Annotated in this window: 13 protein-coding genes; all 13 read right to left on the reverse strand. The window is 50.6% G+C overall.

All coding sequences use genetic code 11. The features are described 5' to 3' along the window. Positions 1 to 2: 2 nt before the first annotated feature. A complete protein-coding gene (locus tag DWX26_RS00735) occupies positions 3 to 2,390 on the reverse strand; it encodes an efflux RND transporter periplasmic adaptor subunit (protein WP_117804370.1) in 2,388 nt (795 codons plus the stop codon). Beyond that, positions 2,387 to 3,070, reverse strand: a complete 684-nt coding sequence (locus DWX26_RS00740) for an ABC transporter ATP-binding protein (protein WP_118600548.1) — start codon at positions 3,068 to 3,070, stop codon at positions 2,387 to 2,389. The genes DWX26_RS00735 and DWX26_RS00740 overlap by 4 nt, the downstream gene beginning before the upstream one ends. Beyond that, positions 3,067 to 4,497: an efflux RND transporter periplasmic adaptor subunit gene (locus DWX26_RS00745; protein ID WP_117509247.1), complete on the reverse strand. Its 1,431-nt coding sequence runs from the start codon at positions 4,495 to 4,497 to the stop codon at positions 3,067 to 3,069. Before DWX26_RS00745 ends, DWX26_RS00740 begins: the two co-directional genes overlap by 4 nt. A gap of 222 nt (positions 4,498 to 4,719) precedes the next feature. Beyond that, the gene (locus DWX26_RS00750; protein ID WP_022461142.1) at positions 4,720 to 4,983 is read right to left on the reverse strand and encodes a hypothetical protein; all 264 of its coding nucleotides are present in this window, start codon (positions 4,981 to 4,983) and stop codon (positions 4,720 to 4,722) included. Between the two features lie 223 nt (positions 4,984 to 5,206). Beyond that, a complete protein-coding gene (gene aspS, locus DWX26_RS00755) occupies positions 5,207 to 7,015 on the reverse strand; it encodes an aspartate--tRNA ligase (RefSeq protein ID WP_117804368.1) in 1,809 nt (602 codons plus the stop codon). 92 nt (positions 7,016 to 7,107) lie between these two features. Then, a complete protein-coding gene (hisS, locus tag DWX26_RS00760) occupies positions 7,108 to 8,364 on the reverse strand; it encodes a histidine--tRNA ligase (RefSeq protein ID WP_055227609.1) in 1,257 nt (418 codons plus the stop codon). Next, complete coding sequence (locus DWX26_RS00765; protein WP_117804367.1) at positions 8,297 to 8,977, reverse strand: HD-GYP domain-containing protein; 681 nt, start codon at positions 8,975 to 8,977, stop codon at positions 8,297 to 8,299. The genes hisS and DWX26_RS00765 overlap by 68 nt, the downstream gene beginning before the upstream one ends. Next, the gene (hemZ, locus tag DWX26_RS00770) at positions 8,974 to 10,473 is read right to left on the reverse strand and encodes a coproporphyrinogen dehydrogenase HemZ (RefSeq protein WP_117804366.1); all 1,500 of its coding nucleotides are present in this window, start codon (positions 10,471 to 10,473) and stop codon (positions 8,974 to 8,976) included. The genes DWX26_RS00765 and hemZ overlap by 4 nt, the downstream gene beginning before the upstream one ends. Next, positions 10,445 to 11,068 carry an MBL fold metallo-hydrolase gene (locus tag DWX26_RS00775; RefSeq protein WP_117804365.1) on the reverse strand — a complete coding sequence of 208 codons (624 nt, stop codon included), beginning with the start codon at positions 11,066 to 11,068 and terminating at the stop codon, positions 10,445 to 10,447. Before DWX26_RS00775 ends, hemZ begins: the two co-directional genes overlap by 29 nt. Before the next feature lie 15 nt (positions 11,069 to 11,083). Then, entirely contained in the window at positions 11,084 to 13,381 is a 2,298-nt protein-coding gene (locus DWX26_RS00780) for a RelA/SpoT family protein (protein WP_118600550.1), read from the reverse strand. A gap of 47 nt (positions 13,382 to 13,428) precedes the next feature. Beyond that, positions 13,429 to 13,953 (reverse strand): adenine phosphoribosyltransferase, encoded by a 525-nt coding sequence (locus DWX26_RS00785; RefSeq protein ID WP_022461135.1) that lies wholly within the window; start codon positions 13,951 to 13,953, stop codon positions 13,429 to 13,431. A gap of 131 nt (positions 13,954 to 14,084) precedes the next feature. Further along, on the reverse strand, positions 14,085 to 15,809 hold the full coding sequence (recJ, locus tag DWX26_RS00790; protein WP_117760806.1) for a single-stranded-DNA-specific exonuclease RecJ: 1,725 nt from the start codon (positions 15,807 to 15,809) through the stop codon (positions 14,085 to 14,087). A gap of 79 nt (positions 15,810 to 15,888) precedes the next feature. Continuing rightward, entirely contained in the window at positions 15,889 to 18,168 is a 2,280-nt protein-coding gene (gene secD, locus DWX26_RS00795) for a protein translocase subunit SecD (protein WP_117509424.1), read from the reverse strand. Positions 18,169 to 18,180 lie beyond the last annotated feature (12 nt).

Here is an 18,180-nt window from a genome sequence, read left to right on the forward strand (position 1 = left end):
CCTTAACTGTTGTAATAATCCGATGAACTGGATTCCTTCGTGTCTGCGCCTTCCACCACGGTTTTGCCGTACGGAAATGCAATGTAATCCTCTTCGGAAAGACCGCTCTTCACTTCGTAATAACTGCCCCACAGAAGTTTTCCGGTTACCACATTCTGTTTCTTTAATTTATCATTTTCATCCCGGATATAAACGAATTTCTGTCCGTTTTCCTCGCGGATGAATTCTTTGCTGACGTACAGGCCGTTGCCGTTTTCTACATCGTTTCCGACAGTGATTGCAATCTCGATCCAGTCACCGTTTTCAAAACCTTCTCCGCCTTCCGGGATAACGGCTGTGAACGGATAGAAGGAGGCTGGTGTCTCGCTGTACGACATGTAGCTTGTTGTCGGGTACGGAGAAATCTCGGTTACGGTTGCCGCTGCAAAAGCACCCGAAGACCAAGAAGTCACGTTGAGTTCATCGCCGACTTTTACCTGATCGAGATACGTCTCGCTTAAGTAGCCGCGCACGTACAGACCTTCGTTTCCACTGACCTGGATAAAGGCGCTTCCGTCGTTGGACGGGTTTTCTGCATTTCCAACCTTCTTTACCACACCGCTGATCGTCGCTTTTACGGTCTGGGAATCCAGGGATTTCTGCGTATTTTTGACTTTGAGTTCCTCTTCCTTCTGATCCAGCTTCAGATTACGGATCTGGCTTTCTTTTTCGCTGATGGCTTTTTTCAACTCATCTTTTGTGTAGGTCATCTGGGTATCATCACCGGAAGAAGTATTGTTATTTGCGCTGCTTCCTGTGGATGATGTAAAGAGGGACTGTACCGATGCTTTTTCACCGTAGAATACGGTTTTTGCTGTCGTCTGCACTGCTTCCGGTGCATCTTCGCTCTGCGGTTCCGCTTCCGGTTCTGCCGGGGCTTCGGTCGGCGTCGGCGTTTCCGTCGGAACTGGGGTCTCGCTCGGCACCGGAGTTTCTGTTGGAACCGGCTCTGTGGTCGGAATCGGTGTTGTACTTGGTTCCGGGCTGACGGTCGGCTCTGGAGTTACACTCGGTCCCGGCGTAACGCTCGGGGTCGGAGTTACACTTGGTGTCGGGGTAATCGTTCCTTCTTTTACCGCCACATTTGCAGTGCTGACTGCCATGGAAGTACCCTTGTCATTTTTCGCTGTCACTTCTACTATATAGATTCCGGCATCCTCTTTTGTGATGTTTTCTTTTGTGTAAGTATCCTTAAAATCTCCGTCGATTGTCTTTCCGTTGTGTTTCCAGACGTATGTGTAAGTGCCATCCGTTTCGGTGTTTTCCGTGGAATCGTCTGCCTCACCGCTTCCATTTCCGGCTTCACCCGGCTGTGTCACATCGTCCTCGGACGGACTCTCGGTTCTATCATCCGTTTTATCGTCGGCTTTCTCATCCGGCTTCTCTTCGGTATCTTTCTTCTCATTGATTCCGATTTTCAGCTTCAGCTCGCCGCCCTCTGCAACCTCTGTATTTGCAATCGGCGTGGTAATTTTTATTTCCGGTGCATCCGCCGATTCGGATTCTTTCAGACTCAGGACTGCTTCATACGAAGTCTCGTATGCTTTCGCAATCTTCGTTCCATCCTGCTCCCACACGGTTTCCAGCGCCTCTGCGGCTTTGTTTTCCTCATGAATCTCCAGGCGAAACCAGTATCCTTCGCTGTCCTCTTCTTTTTTCGTTCCCTTTTCATCCGCGTATCCTGCCATCTGATTCAGGAATCCGCCTGTCAGGACTGTCCCCGGTGCGCAGAGATAGGTGTATGGGTCTTCCTGCGTTCCTTCTCCTTTGTATGGTTTGGAACCAAATACAAGCTTATTCGTACTGCTGTACAGAACAGCATCCTCGTACGTCGGCTCCGGTTCTGGGGTCGGAATCGGTTCGTCCGGGAAATCCGGATCGATGGGTTCATCTGGAAAATCCGGGAAATCCGGCTCCACCGGATCCAGCGGCGTATCCGCTACCGGTTTTGTCTTTTTCAGCTTTTCCAGTTCTTTTTCACTCTGCTGGATTTTCAGCTTTGTCTGTGCAAGCTGTAACTGCTGCGTTTCCAGATCCAGCTCGATCATGCTGGTATCGTATGTCATCAGCGTGTCTCCGGCATTTACCACATCGCCCTCTTTGACGAGAACCTGGGAAATGGTCTGGCTGTCTGAAAGATAGATGTTCTGGGAAGCCGTCGAGGTGATCTGGCCTTCCATATTCATGCTGTCTTCCCAGTAACCACTCGTAAAGTCACTGACCGGATACACTTTTACGGTCGTCTTCTGCGCCTGGCGGATGCCGTAATAACCGCCGACACTGACACCGCCCACGGCAACTGCGGTCACAACTGCAATCACGACTTTCTTTGCGGCTTTTCCTTTTTTCATGTTTCGGCCACCTCCTTCGATTTCATCATTCCGTCGCGGATCTCCACGGTGCGCTGTGCCATCGATGCGATCTCCGCGTCATGCGTAATCATCAAGATGCTGACGCCCTCGTCGTTCAGGCTCTGGAACAGCTCCATGACCTGCTCGCCGGAATGGGAATCGAGTGCTCCCGTCGGCTCATCAGCCAGCAGAATTTTCGGATGGTTGACAATTGCCCGTGCAATCGCCACACGCTGTTTCTGTCCACCGGAAAGCTGCGTCGGCTTAAAATCCATGCGATCGCCAAGTCCTACGCGCTCGAGGGCAATCGCCGCACGCTCTCTTCTCTCTTTTTTCGGTACACCTGCATAGGTTAACGGCAGACATACGTTTTCCATCGCGCTCTGTCTTGAAAGAAGCTGAAAGTTCTGAAAAACAAACCCGATTTTCTGCAGGCGGATATCGGACATCTGATTGTCACTGCATTTGCTGATATCCTGTCCGTCGAGGATCAACCGTCCGCTCGTCGCCTGGTCGAGGCAGCCGACAATATTCATCAGTGTTGTTTTTCCGGAACCGGAAGGACCCATGATCGCAACGTACTCGCCTTCTTCCATGGAGAAGTTGATGTTTTTCAGAACCGGAACCGGGATTTTGCCCTGCATATATTCTTTACAGATATTCTCTAATTCCAGAATCACGGCTGCACCTCCCCGTCATCTGCTGATCCGGCTTCCTGTGTGTCTGCCGGTTCTGCATCACCATTGTCGGCGCCGCCGATCACGTTCGTTGTATCTTCCTCACCGCTGTACTCTGCGCCGTCCATGGTATTGTCAACCATGCCGTTTTCATCCTGCTTCATACCGTCGTCGACCATTCCATCGTCGTTGTCAAGCATACCGTCATCCTCGCCGCCGGCCGGATTGCTCTGTCCCAGTGATCCGTCGGTGCTGACTACGGTCTTCATCCCTTCTTCCAGACCGTCCTCCGGGAAGGTGATTGCATCATCTTCTGCAAGGCCGTCGGTGATCTGATATTCCATCATGTTTTCATCGTACGTTCCAAGCGTTACGCTTCGTTTTTCCAGTTTGCCTTTTCCATTATCGGCCCAGACGTAAGGATTGCTGTCGACATCGTTGATAAAGGAGTCAGACAGCCAGATTCCTGTTTTGACTTCCTGCTGGCCGACATCCGGCTCTACGTAAACGTGCTGGCCGAGCATCAGACCATTCGTTCCGGCAAGCTGTACATAGAACGGATAGGAGCTCGACTGTGTCATGCCATCGCCGGAACTGCTGTACATGTTGTTATTGCCGGTCTTTGCATTTTCCCGATCAATCTTTGTCACGGTTCCGGTCCAGGTCTGATTCTCATCTACACGAGAATGCACGATCACCTGGCTTCCTTCCGTAATCGAACCGTCGCTCATATTCTGTTCATTGATCTGGCCTTTTACACGGAAATTTCCCGTTGCAAGAACAGTCAGGAAGGAATTGTCGGAGCTGTCACCGGAGTAAGCGCCGGCGCTGCTGTCATCGTTGTTGATTGATTTTACGACACCGGCGATTTCACTGATCACGGTCGCATTGGTGATGTTATCGTTTAATTTATCAATCTCCGCCTGTTTTGATTTTCCTTCATATTCTTTTTTCTTTAAATCCAGCTCCGCTTCCTGAATTTCCAGTGTGATGCTTGCCTGCTGGTCTTTTGATGCCTGCTTTTTGTCTTTGTAAAGCTGGTTGATATTGGTATTCATACTTGAAAGTTCATTGTTTATGCGTTCCAGATCCAGCTGCGCCTGCTCGAGGTCACTCTGGAATTTCTCGGTATCGTAGGAGAACAGCGGTGTTCCGACCTGAACCTCCTGACCGACTTCCACATAAACTTCCTTTACCTTTTTCTCGCTGTTTTTCTCTACTTTCCAGGTATTTTCCGACTCCACAACACCGGCATAGCGGTTTTCCATTCCATTTCCAGTTCCCAGATTGGTCAGGGCTTTTACAGTATTGACATAGACGACGTTATCGTCCTCTTTTGTACCGTTTCCAAGGAAATGCCATGTCACTCCCCCTCCGGCTGCCGCCAGCACTGCGACTGCACACACAATCGCGATTACTTTTTTCTTCATATGCTTCCTCCCACTTTTCTATTTTACAAATTAATTTTCTGCTTTCCCAAGTTAGTTCTATCGTATCACATTTTGTTTTTTGTTTTCTTACTTTTTCCTTACTCTTTTTTTAGCAAATACTGGCTTTTTCTGAAAATAGATTTTTGTTTTTGTCATTAAAAACCTGCCTCCGTGTTTATGACGGAAAGCAGGTTTTCTTTCGAATCTGTTAGATTTTATTTTTTATGCTACAAGTTTCATCTCCCGCAGAATGCGGTATACGAGATAACAGATCAGCGCTGCACAGACCAGTTTGAACAGAAGCGGAACGACGGCGAACACGATTTTAAATCCAAGCCAGATCACGCCGATCGGGAGAAGAATAGTGGCGCATGCGCCGAGGACTTTTCCTCCAAATTTCAGCAGCAGTCCGACGATCCCAAATAAAATTCCAATTCCGCAGAGCAGACCAAAACAGGTTGCCAGCATGACTAATGTAACTAACATCGTGATCCCTCCTTGTCTTTTTCTCTATGTGTTCCACTTGCTGTGGATGTTTCCGTATCTTTCTTACAAACCATATTGTAGCACTTTTTTCCAGCAAAACAACGGGGAAGACGTGGAAGAATTTCTTAAGTTTTTCTTTACACCGATCGAGTGAAACCTAAAAAAGGACAGACAACGCTGCACTTCTGCAAAATTGTCTGTCCTGTAAATCACAAAATTTTCTTTACTCTTCTGTTGTCTCTTCCTCAGCCTGCGGCTCAACCTCAAGACCAAGCTCTTCCAGCTGTACTGCGTCAACCGGTGACGGAGCCTCGGTCATCAGACAGGAAGCATCTTTTACCTTCGGGAATGCGATGACGTCGCGGATGCTGTCCTCTTTTGCCATCAGCATCACAAGACGGTCCAGTCCGTAAGCCAGTCCGGCGTGAGGCGGAACTCCGTATTTGAAAGCATCCAGAAGGAAACCAAATCGCTCATGTGCCTGTTCCTTTGTGAAACCAAGCATCTCAAACATTTTCTCCTGCACATCGTTCTGGTGAATACGAACGCTTCCTCCTCCGATCTCAGTGCCGTTCAGGACGATATCGTAAGCTTTTGCACGAACTGCGCCCGGATCGGTGTCCAGAAGCGGCAGATCCTCGTCCATCGGCATGGTGAACGGGTGATGCATTGCGGTGAAACGGTTCTCCTCATCGGACCACTCCAGAAGCGGGAACTCGGTAATCCATACGAAACGGTACTCGTTCTTGTCGAGCAGTCCCATCTGCTCTGCCAGTTCCAGACGAAGTGCGCCAAGAACGTTCCAAACAATCTTGTTGCGGTCTGCTGCGAAGAGAAGAAGGTCTCCAGCCTGTCCGTCCATGGCTTTGATGAGGGCTTCCATCTGCTCCTCTGTCATAAATTTGGAGAAGGAAGATTTCCAGCTTCCATCCTCATGGATTGCAATGTATGCAAGACCTTTTGCACCGTAACCTTTCGCAAACTCAACGAGCTTGTCGATTTTCTTTCTCGGCATTGCGCCCTGTCCCTTTGCGTTAATACCGCGGACAGAACCGCCGTTTTCAAGTGCGCCCTTAAATACAACGAACTCGGTATCTTTTACGGTCTCGGAAACATCAACCAGCTCCATACCGAAACGCAGGTCCGGTTTGTCGGAACCGAAACGGTTCATAGCCTCTTTCCAGGTCATTCTCTGGATCGGGAGCTGTACCTCAACGCCGAGCACCTCTTTGAACAGGTGTGCCAGCAGTCTCTCATTGACATCGATAACATCATCTACATCAACGAAAGCAAGCTCCATATCGATCTGGGTGAACTCCGGCTGACGGTCGGCACGCAGGTCCTCGTCACGGAAGCATTTTACAATCTGGATATAGCGGTCATAGCCGGAGCACATCAGAAGCTGTTTGAACAGCTGCGGAGACTGCGGCAGTGCATAGAAGCTGCCCGGATGAACACGGCTCGGTACCAGATAGTCTCTGGCGCCTTCCGGTGTGGATTTCGTCAGCATCGGGGTTTCGATCTCAAGGAAACCTTCTTTTGACATGAACTCACGGGTGAGCATTGCCACCTTGCTTCTCATAATCAGGTTTCTCTGGATGTCCGGGCGGCGCAGATCCAAGTAACGGTATTTCAGACGGAGCTCTTCTCTCGTCTTGGAATCCTCCTCGATCGGGAACGGCGGGGTTTCTGCCTCGGAAAGAATGCGTAAGGACTCAGCCTTTACTTCGAGCTCTCCTGTTGCCAGATTTTCATTGACAGCACCGGAGCGGGCCATAACTTCACCTTCTACGGCGATGACGAACTCGCTGCGCAGTTTTGCTGCTTTCTCAAAACCTTCCTCACTGATCGGGCCGTTCTCAAAGATAATCTGCATAATACCGCTTCTGTCACGCAGATCGACGAAAATAATTCCGCCTTTATTACGGCTCTTCTGTACCCAGCCCATCAGGGTTACTTTTTTTCCGATATCTGCTTTTGTGACTTCCGCACAGCGGCAGGTTCTCTTCAGGCCTTTCATGGATTCAGCCATTTTCTTGTTCCTCCTATTTGGAACTGCGGACACAAAGAATCTGCATCCGCAGCACATCGTTTTTTCATGCGATTACTATTATTGGATATTCCTTACATTTTGTCAACAAAAAATTCTTCGATCTCAGTGTAGCCCTCGCTGGCAAGCTGCTCTTTCTGGAATTTCTTGTTCTTCTTCATCACGGCGATGTTGATGGCCGTGCCTTCACTTCTCTCTTTTGTCGCCTGCTGAATGATCTTCTGCATTCCCTCTGCCGGCATGTTTTTCTCGATCAGGTACGCTTTTTTCTTCTGCGCGCCCGGGATCTGGTAATCTCTCTCAAGCAGAAGCATAACGATACGCTCAAATCCGATGGAGAATCCGCATGCGCAGGTCTGGTTTCCGGTGAATTTTCCGATCATTTCATCGTAGCGTCCGCCGCCTCCGACAGATCCGCCGTACTCATCCATAGCGATCTCGAAGATCGGTCCGGTGTAGTAGGACATTCCGCGCACCAGAGTCGGATCGAAAGCGATCTTGAATTCTGCGGTCTTCACGGCATTGACACTGTCGATGATGGTCTTCAGGCCGTCTGCGTACTCTTTGTCAAGGAATCCCTCAAGTTTCTCACGGCAGTACTCTACGCCTGCGGTATCCGGGGTGATCTCCTCGAACATTTTCAGGTATTTCTCTACGGACTCTTTTGCAAAGCCGGCTTCCTCGAGCTCTTTGGCAACGCCCTCAAAACCGATTTTATCCATCTTATCGAGGATAATAAATACGGTGTCATAGGACTCCTCCGGGAATCCGCTGTAGGCTGCCATTGCTTTTAAGATACGGCGGTCATTGATACGGATCGTAAAGTTCTTGAAGTCCAGTTTTCCAAGCAGTGTGGTGGTAGCAAGGATCAGCTCAATCTCTGCGAGGTTGGTCGGCTCGCCGAGGATATCGATATCGCACTGCATGAACTGGCGGTATCTTCCTCTCTGCGGACGGTCTGCACGCCATACATTTCCCATCTGAAGTGCTTTGAACGGGGACGGAAGCTCGTTTGCGTTGTTGGAATAGTAACGGCAGAGCGGAACGGTCAGGTCATAACGCAGGCCGCTGTCTACGAGATCGTTTTCTTTCTCAGCGGTCTCGAGTTTCAGCTTCTCTCCTCTTTTTAAGATCTTGAAAATCAGTTTCTCATTCTCGCCGCCCTGTTTGCTGTTCAGGTTTTCGATGTGCTCCACGCATGGGGTCTCCATGGAGGTAAAGCCGAAGGTTCCGTAAGTTTCCTTGATCAGACGGATCACGTAGTCACGGATTGCCATTTCTTTCGGTAAAATATCTTTCATTCCGGTAACCGGTTTCTTCTTTAATGCCATTTTCTGTTTTCTCCTTTATGATTTCCTGGATCAATTCATCGACATCAGAAAGCTCGATCGCTTTCCGGCTGCCGCTGTGGATCACTCTCTGAAATGCCAGGAACATTTTCAGATCGAAATTTTTGACTTCTTCTGCCATAAGCTCCATCGCCTGTTCCTGCGTAAACGCGCTCCGGTACGGGCGGTCGGAGGTCAGTGCGCAGTACACATCGCAGATACGCAAAATACGCGCCCCAAACGGAATCTTTTCTCCTGCCAGATTCGCAGGATATCCTGTTCCGTCATAATTTTCATGGTGGTACAGAATGCTCTCCAGCACAAAATCGGAGTATCCGCGTCCCTGCAGCAGCTCATATCCCAGTGTGGGATGGGTCCGCACAAAGCGCATCTCCTCGACAACGAGCGTATCCTGTTCTTCTACGTAATTCTCCAGGACAACCTTTCCGATGTCGTGGAGAACGCCCGCTTTTGCAAGCTCATAGCAAATTTCTTTTTCATACCCCAGTTCCCGCGCAAGATCGTAAGCCAGATTACTCACTTCCATGCCGTGGATGAGCTGTTCGGTCAGGGTATATCGCAGCATGTGAAGCTGCTGACTGGATTTTTTTTTCATTTTGGCAGATACTTCTCCATTCCGATACGCTTTCTCTCGATCATCTCATCGATACGCTCCACATAATTTTTCAGATCCTTCACATTTTCCACCCGCTCAATGCGCTCTCCGTGGTCAAACACGAATTTCGTGGATGCTCCGGCTCCTGCAGCCAGAATGGACTGTTTTTCTTCCATAATGAGAATGTTGTAAATACCGGCCTTTCCTTCCCGGGAATAACCTACATTCTCAAAGTTTCCCGCCATATTTTTCTGGCGGTACATGTAATACGGCCCCATCTCCATGCGATGTGCGCTGTCCATCGTCATTTTCATGATCTCAGCGGAATTTTCAAACGAGATTTCCTGATATTTGTCTTTGAACAAATTGAGTCTCGTCGCACGCTTCAATGCAAGGGAATGGACCGTCAGGGAATCCGGGTTCAGCGCCTCCACTTTTTCCAGGGTATGCGCCACTTTTTCCCTGTCCTCGCCCGGCAGACCAACGATCAGATCCATGTTGATGTTGTCGAAACCAAGGTCACGCGCCATGCGGAACTTCTCTTCAATCTCCTCCACCGTATGATGGCGTCCGATCAGATCCAGTGTCTCCTGGTTCATCGTCTGCGGGTTAATCGAAATACGAGTCACCGGGAATTTGCGGATGGCCTTTAAGACCTCCTCATGGATCGTATCCGGCCGTCCTGCCTCCACGGTAAACTCCTGCACCTGATCCATCGGGAAGAGCTCTGTCACCTTCGAAAGCAGACGTTCCATCTGTGCTGCATTCAGCGTCGTCGGCGTTCCGCCTCCGATGTAGATCGTATCAAGTGTATAGTCTTTCATACGCTCGCTGATGAAGGTCAGCTCTTTGATCAGCGCATCCAGATACGGATCTACCATATGGGCCCAGCGGCTTAACACATGGGAACCGAAGGAACAGTACAGACAGATGCTCGGACAGAATGGAATGCCGATGTACAGGCTGTAGCCGTGCTCGTAGTCGATCGTCTTTAAAATATCCTTTTCCCGGTTGGCAATCGTGATTGCAAGTGCCGTCTTTTCCGGGCTGGTGTAGTAGGTCTCGCGCATGTATTTCGCAATCTCTACATTTGTTTTGCCCTCTTCCAGCATCTTCATCGGAATTTTCGTCGGACGGATGCCGGTGAGATCGCCCCACGGAAGTTCTTTTCCGCTCACTTTCGAGAGCGTGCGATAGACCATCCGTTTCAGGACATTTTTCGTTTCGTGGCGGTCTTTTTCATATTCCACCGCCTCACACGCGGCAGAAAGCTCTTCGTGCTTCTCATTTTCTATGGAAAAGCAGATCTGGTCTGCCGCGTACAGGATCTTATCATAATATGCAAATTCCCCGTCCGGCGCTCCATCCTCTTCGTACCACGAGGTGATCTCGCAGCCGGGATAGAATGCCTTGATCAGGGAATACACATCGTATTCAAAATCTTTTCTGTTAAAACAAAGGCTGATATTAAGCAAGGGGATTGTACCTCTTTTCATGTTCAATCGTAGTTTCATCGTTGTGGCCCGGATACACGGTCACATCCCCGGGAAGCTCTTTTAACAGGCGCTTGACCGACGCGGTCAGCTCTCTGCCGGAGGATGTCGGGAAGTCGTATCTTCCGTAGGACTCGCAGAACAGCGTATCACCGGAAAAAAGTGTTTTCGCTGCCGGAATATAGTAGCAGACACCGCCTGCCGTGTGCCCCGGTGTCGCAAGAACGTGGATTTCAAAATCTGCGAGATGCAGCACATCGCCCTCTTTTACGGTTTTGTCCGCCTGCATCGTGTACGGTTTGCTCCAGAGCCCGGAAAGATTTTCCTTTGGATCCCCCAGCAGGTGCTGCTCTTTTTCATGGACATAGACCGGGATATGGTACTTTTTCCGCAACGCATCCGCTGCCAGCATATGGTCGAAATGGCCATGGGTCAGCAGAATGGCCTCCGGGTCGCCGTCGATCTCGTCGATCTGGCGTTCAATCTCCAGCGGCGAATCGCCCGGGTCCACGATCAGCACCTTCTGGCTGTCCGGATTTTCCACAACGTAGCAGTTTGTCGAGAGCATTCCAAGTGCCCGGTAATTTACCTTTATCATACGCTTTTCTCCTTTTTATCCTCTCGATCTCTGAATATCGATCACGCTCTCCACCTGGCGCACCTTCTCGATGATGCTGTTCAGCTCTTCGTTGTTGTGCACGTCGAACGTCACATCGATGGAAGCCGTTCCCTGCTTGCTCGTTCTCACGTTCATCGCCGCAAGGTCGATCTTCCGCTCGGTAAAGATCTTGGAGATATCCACCAGAAGACCGGTACGGTTGTTTGCGTAAACGCTGATCTCCACGGTATAGAGAGAGCCGCCGTTGTCCTCTGCCTGCCATTCAGCATCAATGAGGCGCACCCGCTCAGATTCCGGCAGATTCAGGACATTGACACAGTCGGTGCGGTGAATGGTCACGCCGCGTCCTCTTGTGACAAAGCCCACGATCTCATCGCCCGGGATCGGATTGCAGCATTTTGAGAAGCGAACTGCCACATCGTGGATACCGCGCACGACGATGCCGCCCTTGCTCTTTCCAACCGGCAGAACCTTCTCTCCGGATGCCGCTTCGAGCACCTGCTCGTCGGTGATCTCTTTTTTATGCTGCTTTTCGTACGTCTCAATCAGCTTGTTGAGGACCTGGCCCTCTTTTAAGCCGCCGTGGCCGATGGCCGCAAGAACGGAATCCCAGTCGCGGAAGCCGTACTTTCTCATGACAGCCTCTTCGTACATCGGTTTCGTATAGATTCCAAGGTTTTTGCCCTTCAGCTTTGCATAGCTGGTGAGCATTTCCTTGCCTTTGACGATGTTGTCCGTCTTGTTCTGCTGGCGGAACCACTGGTTGATGCGGCTCTTTGCCTGGGAACTCTTCGCAATTTTCAGCCAGTCGCGGCTCGGTCCCTTGGAGTTCTGCGAGGTGATGATCTCGACGCGGTCTCCGTTGTGAAGTTCCGTCTCGATCGGCACGAGTTTTCCGTTGACCCTCGCTCCGACCATCTTGTTGCCGACCGCACTGTGGACGGAGTAAGCAAAGTCGATGGCACAGGAGCCGACCGGAATCGTTTTGACATCGCCCGCCGGGCTGAAACAGTAAACATTGTCGGCAAACAGGTCGAGATCGCTCTTTAAGAGGTTCATGAACTCATGGTTGTCTGCCATGTCCTGCTGCCACTCCAGAATCTGGCGCAGCCAGGTCAGTTTTTCCTCTTCCTGCTCCGGTCCCGGTTTCTTGCCGTCGGAGGCCTCTTTGTATTTCCAGTGTGCAGCGATACCGTATTCTGCAATCCGGTGCATCTCATAAGTACGGATCTGAATCTCAAACGGCTGTCCGTTCGGTCCGATCAGGGTTGTATGCAGGGACTGGTAACGGTTTGGCTTCGGCATCGCAATGTAATCTTTGAAACGGCCCGGGATCGGCGTGTACATTTCATGGATGACACCGAGCGCTGCATAGCAGTCTTTGACGGATTCCACGATGATGCGGACCGCAAAGAGGTCATAGATCTGATCCAGCGTCTTGTGCTGGTTGACCATCTTTTTGTAGATGCTGAAAAAGTGCTTGATTCGTCCGTTGACATCTGCCTCAATGCCGGCCTGGTGGATATGACGGGTCACCTCTTTTACGATCGCATCGACAAACTCCTGCCGCTGCTCCCGCTTCATGCTGACCTTCTGCACCAGTTCATAGTACGCATCCGGCTCCAGATATTTCAGAGAAAGGTCATCGAGTTCGACCTTGATCTTGGAAATACCGAGGCGCTGTGCGATCGGGGCATAAATATCCATCGTCTCACGCGCTTTTTTCTTCTGCGTCTCCGGCGACCAGTACTGTGCAGTCCGCATGTTGTGCAGACGGTCCGCCAGTTTTACCAGAATAACACGGATATCCTTTGCCATCGCAAGGAACATCTTTCTCAGGTTTTCTGCCTGCTCCTCGACCTTATCCGCAGAATATTTCAGCTGTGCCAGCTTCGTGACACCGCTTACAATCAGGGACACCTCCGGGCCGAACTCCTCGGTCAGCTCTTCTTCGGTCATGACGGTATCTTCGACAACGTCGTGCAGAAGGCCTGCCGCGATCGACTCCTTGTCGAGCTCCAGATCTGCCAGGATAATTGCCACACAGAGCGGATGGATGATGTACGGTTCCCCGCTCTTTCTTTTCTGGTCCTTATGTGCATCCGCTGCCACGCGGTATGCTTTTTCGATCAGGGAAATATCGTCCGATGGATGATATTTTTTCACAGAAGCGATCAATTCCCCGTATAATTCCTCCGGACTTGTAAAATCGTCCGTCTTGCGGATTCTGGCTTCTGCCGCCGCCACATCCTTCTTTAATTCTTCTTCACTGATTCTTTTCTCTTCTTCCATATGTATCCTCCGCTCTCATGATTAACCCCTGCGTTTCGTTGGATACGTTATTTGCCATCGTAACGGATGACAGATTTTACATCATATTTTGCCAGTTTTTCGCGTCCTTTTAAGCCGGCAAGCTCCATCAGGAACACGATTCTGGTTACTTCGCCGCCGAGGCGCTCGATCATTTTTGCACAAGCCTCCACGGTACCGCCGGTTGCAATCAGGTCGTCGATGATGACTACCTTCTGGCCCGGTTTGATGGAGTCTTTGTGCATCTCGATCGTTGCGCTGCCGTACTCCAGGTCATAGCTCTCCTCGACGGTCTCCAGAGGAAGTTTTCCTTTTTTACGGATCGGCACGAACGGTTTGTGCAGATTGTAAGCAATCGGCATACCGAAAATGAAGCCGCGGGACTCGGTTCCGCAGATTACATCACAGTCTACTTCTTCTACAAAATGCTGCATCTCATCTATGGCAAGCTGCAGTCCGTCTGCGTCCTGCAGGATACTCGTTACATCTCTGAAAATAATACCCGGTTCCGGGAAATCCGGAATACTTCTTACGTAATCCTCTACTTTTTTCATAAAATATTCCTCCGTTTCGTCAAGGTTTGACAATTCACCTTACAGTATAGCATCAATATTCTTCTGCGTCAATTTTGTTTCCGATAGAAAACAGGGCAGAAAAATCAGGTATTTGCGGCTTTTCTGCATCTTTAAAAATAACTCTGGATATTGATCTGTAATTTGTCGCGTCCGTTCCACGTATCGATCGACGGATAGTACGCTACCGAGAGGGTTGGATGTGCATCCACGTATGCGGCGAACGCTTCTCCCTCGCCGAAATAGACACCATCCATCTGGTATCCGCCCGCATCGGCAAGCTGTACTTTCACCACGTTTCTATTCTTTCCAAAAATGCGGTAATTTAATACAGTCAGTCCTTTCTGTGCGAACAGCGGTTTCGTGTTGCCTTTTCCGAACGGCTCCAAGAGACTTAACTGGCGGATCAGATTTTTGGTGATGTAGGTGATCGGCATCGGCACATCGATCACAACTTTTTCGACGAAATCCTCTTCCGTCAGCATGGAATTATCGTTCAGTGCCCGGCGGAACGGTTCGATCATCTCCTCTCCTGCGAGGGAAAGGCCCGCAGCCATCGGGTGGCCGCCGAATTTCGTCATCAGTTCTTTGCATTTGCAGAGCTCCTCATACATCGAATACGCTTCGATCGAGCGGCCGGAGCCCTTGACGCCCTCCTCACTTCTGGTGAGTACGAAGGATGGTTTGTGGAAGTGCTCCCGCAGGCGACCTGCGATGATTCCGGCAAGGCTCTCGTGGCAGTCCGGCAGATAGACGACGAGGACTTTGTCGTTCTGCAGCGGGGAGGTTTCCACGAGCTCGATTGCTTTCGCCTCACCCTGGCGCGTCAGCTCTTTGCGGCTTTCATTCAGGTCTTTCAAGTCCCCGGCAAGCTTTGCGGCCTCCTCACGTGTCTTTGCGCAGAGCAGTTTTAACGAATGCTCCGCCGTGTCAAGCCGTCCCGATGCGTTGATGCACGGGCCGAGAACGAAGCCGATGTGATACGGTGTCACGTTTTCCGCCTCGATGCCCTGCACACGGATCAGCTCCTGCAGGCCGAGGTTCTGCGTTTTATGGAGCGCCCGAAGGCCGGCTTTTACAAAAATCCGGTTTTCTCCCTGCAGATCCATCACATCACCGATCGTCGCAATGGCGACAAATTCCAGAAAGCGGAAGCTGTGCTCCTTTGGAATACCTGCTTTTGCCTCCATCGTCTGGATCAGTTTCCATGCGACGGCCGCACCGCAGAGGCCCGGAAACGGATAGGAACAGTCTTTCTGTTTCGGATTGACAACCGCGTCCGCTGGCGGCAGGATGTAGCGGCGTTCTCCGTTTTCATCCTCCTCAAACGGAACCTCGTGGTGGTCCGTCACAACAACCGTCATGCCAAGTTCTTTTGCCAGACGGATCTGACTGCCCGCCGCGATGCCGTTGTCACAGGTGACGATCGTGTCCCGCCCCTCATCCGCGGCAAACTGCACAAGATGCTCATTTAAGCCGTATCCGTCTGCAATCCGGTCCGGGATACGCACATCCGCATCGGCACCGAGATCTTTTAATCCGGTCAGCAGAATATACGTTGCCGTAACACCGTCGATGTCGTAGTCCCCGATGATGCGGATCGGCTTTTTCTCCCGAATTTTTTCAGCGATCAGATCTGCCGCGCGCTCCATATCCTTCATCAGCAGCGGATCGTGGAGCTGCTCCAGATCACCGAAGAGATACTCTTCGATCTCTTTCTCCCCGGTCACATCCCGGTTCCGGATCAGGCGGGCGATGACGGGATCGATGCCGAACCGGTCCGCAATTGCCTGGAAATCGGCGCGTTTTGCCGAAACTACCCAGCGTTCTTTCTTCATATGTTCTCCTCTTTCCTGTTAGCAGGAAACGCCGGACTTTTCCGGTCCGGCGTTTCTCTTTTTATGGTTTTTGCTGCTTTTATTTATTTTTTGTCTTATTCTGTACTGCTTTGGACGGCACATATTTGTTTTTTCCAACGTGCTTCATCACATACCACAGGGCACCTGTGATGCAGACAGAAGTGTAAGCTCCGCATACGATACCAACCATCAGAGGTGCTGCAAAGTCGCGGATGGAAGAAACTCCCATCACGAACAGAACAAAGATGGTGATAAAGGTGGTGAGGGAACTGTAAATGCTTCGGGTCAGGGTGTCCGTGATGCAGCGGTCAACCAGGGACTCGATCGGCTCTCTCTTTAACTCCGGCAGATTCTCACGGATACGGTCGAAGATGACGATCGTACTGTTGATGGAATAGCCGAGGATCGTCAGCATACACGCGATAAAGGTGCTGCCGACCGAAATACGGGATACCACATAGAATCCGAATACAATGGCGATATCGTGCATCAGTGCAAGGATGGCACTCGATGCGAAACGGATGTCGCGGAAACGGATCCAGATGTACAGCAGCATGCAGACTACAGCGATGATAACTGCTTTCATCGCATTCTGGCTCATTTCTTTACTTACAGTAGAAGAAATGTTGTCGAAAGTGATTTCAGAAGTATCGACACCGAAATTGTCTGCCATTGCCTGGTAAACCTGCTCACGCTCTTCCAGAGTCAGAGAACGTGTTTTGATGATGACATTGTTGCCTCCGACAACCTTTGTCATCTGAATATTGGAATCTTTTGTCACGCCTTCCACAACCGGCTCTACCTCTTTGTCCAGCTCTTCGATGGAGTAATCCTCGTTGAACGGAACGTTGATGGAAGTACCGCCCTTGAAGTCAAGGCCGAAGTTCAGTGCGCTTCCCTTTGTCTGATGCATGAAAATCATGCTGGCCGGAACGGCAAGCAGCAGAATGCAGGAGATCGTGAAGAAGATCTTTCTCTTTTCCACAAATGGAAATCCCTTGCGCTCTTTCTTGGTTCCGTAGTATTTCGCATCCTTCAGTCCCATACCGTACAGGCTGTTGACCAGCAGTCTGGAAACAACCATGGCGCTGAACATGGAAAGAACAATACCAAGAGCAAGTGTCATGGCGAATCCGCGGACACTTCCGCTCGCAAGCGCATACAGAACAGCTGCTGCAATCAGGGTCGTCACGTTTCCGTCCAGGATGGCAGAAGCTGCCTTCTTGAATCCGTCGCGGATTGCCGCATGAACCGTCTTTCCGGCACCGATCTCCTCCTCGATACGGGCATAAATGATAACGTTCGCATCGACCGCCATACCGATCGACAGGATAACACCTGCGATACCAGGCAGGGTCAATGTCAGGTCAAATGCATTTAAAGCAATCAGATTCAGCTCAACATAGATGAGCAGTGCCCATCCGGCAGCAATACCAGGCAGGCGATATACGATTGCAAGGAAAAGGATAATCAGTACAATGCCGATCGCTCCCGCTTTTACGCTGGTGGAAACAGCTGCAGATCCAAGCTGTGCTCCAACGACGCTGGAGTTGATCTCCTCAAGTTTCAGGGAAAGGGAACCGATACGGAGGGTGGATGCCAGGCTGGTTGCTTCATCCCAGTCCATGTTTCCGCCGGAGATGACTGCAGTACCATCGGAAATCACAGCGTTTACACTCGGTACACTGACGAATTTTTCATCATAGTAGATACCGATGCTCTTTCCTGCGCTGTAGGCTTCCTGGGTTGCGTCTGCAAATTTCTGTTTTCCTTCGTCGGTCATTTTCAGCTGAACGACGCTCTCGGTTGCTTTTGTGGTGGAGTTCTGCTGATGCATGGCTTCTGCGCTCTCCACATCTTTACCGGTCAGAACGACGGAGCCGTCCTCCTCGAGCTCTTCGATAGTTTTTCCGTTCAGAACGTACTCGCCGGTCGAGCTGTCGTAGGTGTAGTTTTCTGTTCCGTCATCGTTGGTCTGTTTGATGAAATACAGGCTTCCCGGTTTACCCATCTCTTCCAGAATGGTGGTTGCATCGGTTGCACCCGGGATTTCAATGGTGATACGGTTGTCGCCCTGCAGATATACCTGTGCCTCTTCGCTGTACTGCTGCGCACGCTGTTCCAGCTTGTAGCGGGTATCTGACATTTCTTCGTCTGTCGGGTTGTCCTTTACGGCCTGATAGGTAATGCTGACACCGCCGGACAGATCCAGACCCAGGTTGATGTTCTTCATCGAACCGGTTCCGGTAGGACCCCATCCTTTGATCATCGTCCATCCAAGAAGCACTGTTACAATGGCTGCCAGGACGAGTGCGATGATACTCTGTTTCTTCTTCATCATGTCGCGATT

It is taken from the genome of Blautia sp. AF19-1, assembly GCF_003479155.1.
Classification (GTDB): Bacteria; Bacillota; Clostridia; order Lachnospirales; family Lachnospiraceae; genus Fusicatenibacter; species Fusicatenibacter saccharivorans.

Excerpts from the sequence above, each read along its gene's own strand:
- DWX26_RS00735 (WP_117804370.1), bottom strand. The coding sequence starts at position 2,390 with ATGAAAAAAGGAAAAGCCGCAAAGAAAGTCGTGATTGCAGTTGTGACC.
- DWX26_RS00745 (WP_117509247.1), bottom strand. The coding sequence starts at position 4,497 with ATGAAGAAAAAAGTAATCGCGATTGTGTGTGCAGTCGCAGTGCTGGCG.
- DWX26_RS00750 (WP_022461142.1), bottom strand. The coding sequence starts at position 4,983 with ATGTTAGTTACATTAGTCATGCTGGCAACCTGTTTTGGTCTGCTCTGC.
- aspS (WP_117804368.1), bottom strand. The coding sequence starts at position 7,015 with ATGGCTGAATCCATGAAAGGCCTGAAGAGAACCTGCCGCTGTGCGGAA.
- hisS (WP_055227609.1), bottom strand. The coding sequence starts at position 8,364 with ATGGCATTAAAGAAGAAACCGGTTACCGGAATGAAAGATATTTTACCG.
- DWX26_RS00765 (WP_117804367.1), bottom strand. The coding sequence starts at position 8,977 with ATGAAAAAAAAATCCAGTCAGCAGCTTCACATGCTGCGATATACCCTG.
- hemZ (WP_117804366.1), bottom strand. The coding sequence starts at position 10,473 with ATGAAAAGAGGTACAATCCCCTTGCTTAATATCAGCCTTTGTTTTAAC.
- DWX26_RS00775 (WP_117804365.1), bottom strand. The coding sequence starts at position 11,068 with ATGATAAAGGTAAATTACCGGGCACTTGGAATGCTCTCGACAAACTGC.
- DWX26_RS00780 (WP_118600550.1), bottom strand. The coding sequence starts at position 13,381 with ATGGAAGAAGAGAAAAGAATCAGTGAAGAAGAATTAAAGAAGGATGTG.
- DWX26_RS00785 (WP_022461135.1), bottom strand. The coding sequence starts at position 13,953 with ATGAAAAAAGTAGAGGATTACGTAAGAAGTATTCCGGATTTCCCGGAA.
- recJ (WP_117760806.1), bottom strand. The coding sequence starts at position 15,809 with ATGAAGAAAGAACGCTGGGTAGTTTCGGCAAAACGCGCCGATTTCCAG.
- secD (WP_117509424.1), bottom strand. The coding sequence starts at position 18,168 with ATGAAGAAGAAACAGAGTATCATCGCACTCGTCCTGGCAGCCATTGTA.